The 1,566-nt window shown below is 66.0% G+C and carries 1 protein-coding gene; it reads left to right on the top strand.

Going from position 1 to position 1,566, the window contains the following annotated elements; all coding sequences use genetic code 11:
* Nucleotides 1–625: 625 nt before the first annotated feature.
* A partial coding sequence (locus tag Acy02nite_RS46070; RefSeq protein WP_203756745.1) for a site-specific integrase occupies nucleotides 626–1,566 on the top strand: 941 nt, incomplete at its 3' end.

Raw genomic sequence — 1,566 nt, forward strand, 5'->3', positions numbered from 1 at the left:
TGTCCAGGGACACGCCGTGCGACAGCTCTCTCAAACACTCACTTAGTTGTTCCCTACAGGGAGCTGGACCAGCGGGTGAGACCTAACGAACTCATGTCACTCTTGTTTCAACAGGTGCATCGGCATGGAGTGACGCGGCACAAGAGCGGCGGTCCCCGGCGCTGGCACTCAACCACCCCTCGCGGCCCTTGGCGGCCCGCTTGACATTGTCAGGCAGAGATCAATGTGTTCCCCGGGCGTGAACGGCACCGAGCGTTATTCCTGGTGCCCCCACTACCGGACAGGGGGCGGCTGGTCCAATGCGTCGCGCATGGCATACAGAAAAGTAGGTGACAAATTCATGCTACTTCTCGCCCTCATAACCTAATTTCCGCCACGCATCTCCTTGCGGATCTCAACGAGGTCAACCCTGCCAGCCGCCGCTAGACGGGCGTCCTCGCGAAGCTCCTTCCGGCGCTCAATTGCGCGCTGAATGGGTAGGCGAATGGCCCAGTACAGTTGCGCAGTCAGCGGCTCACGCAGCCGTCGGAATTTGGATGGAGCCGGCCGACCCGCTGGGTATGCGCGCCCCAACGAGTCGCACTCCACCGCGACGCCCGAAGAGGCGGACCAGTGGATCAAGGGCATGATCCAAGCGGCCAACGGTGGCATCAACCCTGCCGCGGCCACCCAGCGACTCGCCGACTACGGCGAGGCCGTGATGCCGCTGGCCATCCGCGGGCTGGAGCGCAAGACCCTTCATCCGTACCTCGCCGGCTGGCGACTGCGCATCGTGCCGAGCCTCGGCCACATCCCCATGCGCATGATCACCAACGGTGTTGTGGACCGGGCCGTCTACTCCTGGATCGAGGACGAGTGCAGCCGATCGACCGTCAAGAACACCCTTGCCATGCTGGTCAGAGTGCTCGAACAGGCCGTACGTGACGGCGTGGTTGATCGCAACGTCGCACGGGTGAAGGGCTGGCAGCGCGAGTATCAGAAGGCCGAGGGCGAGTTGGACGATCCGCGGTCGCTCGCCCTGCCAAATTGGGAGACGTTGACCTCGCTCGCCGATGCGCTGGTGGCCCGGTCGCACGGCCAGTTCACCGGGTGGGGACACGTCGTGATGTTCGCCGGCTGCACGGCGGCCCGCATTGGCGAGGTGTCCGGCGTCCGCGCCGGCCACATCGACCGGCGGACGTGGACGTGGACCGTGCGGCGACAGACCACGCCCGGACCGGGTGGCCTGATCGACAAGGGGACCAAGGGCAAGCGCGCCCGCAAGGTGCCGATCATCGAGGAGGTCCGGCCGATGGTCATCGAGCGGCTGGACTCCGCGACCGGCCCGGACACGCGGCTGTTCACCGGCCCACGCGGCGGCCGGATCAGCACCGCGGTGCTGCGGGACGCCACGCACTGGGACGAGGTGGTGACCGCGCTGGGGTACGAGCACCTACGCCGCCACGACCTGCGGCACACCGGCCTCACGTGGATGGCCGACGCCGGGGTCAAGGTCCATGTGCTGCGCGAGATCGCCGGGCACGGATCGCTCAGCACAACGCAACGATATCTGAGCCATTTTCATCC

Origin of the sequence: Actinoplanes cyaneus, from assembly GCF_016862095.1 — a bacterium.
In the GTDB taxonomy this organism is placed as follows: Bacteria; Actinomycetota; Actinomycetes; order Mycobacteriales; family Micromonosporaceae; genus Actinoplanes; species Actinoplanes cyaneus.